This window comes from Pseudomonas sp. HY13-MNA-CIBAN-0226 (genome assembly GCF_040310305.1).
Classification (GTDB): domain Bacteria; phylum Pseudomonadota; class Gammaproteobacteria; order Pseudomonadales; family Pseudomonadaceae; genus Aquipseudomonas; species Aquipseudomonas gregormendelii.
Genome location: NZ_JBEOPS010000217.1, coordinates 1 through 277 on the forward strand (window position 1 = coordinate 1; position 277 = coordinate 277).

Consider the following 277-nt stretch of genomic DNA (forward strand, 5'->3'; position numbering starts at 1 on the left):
TACCAGCAGGCCGTTGACGAACATCTCGCTGCAACCGTAAAGGCCACGGGCAAACGGCTCGACACCGCCTTCGCGGCTGATCAACGGCGCCCACTGGTACACATCCAGGTCGGTGAGCAACAGGCGATAGGCCTCGTTGTCGGCCTGGCGCGCCAGCAAGGCAGCGGTCAGCGCATCGCCCATGGAGCCGATACCAATCTGCAACGTACCGCCATCACGCACCAGGGTACTGGCATGCAGGCCGATAAAATGGTCTTGAAAGCCCACCGGCATATTC

The 277-nt window shown here is 61.4% G+C and carries 1 pseudogene; it reads right to left on the bottom strand.

Annotation, left to right across the window (positions count from 1 at the left end):
* A pseudogene (locus tag AAEZ05_RS28480) lies at nucleotides 1-277 on the bottom strand (acetyl-CoA hydrolase); the annotation flags it as partial.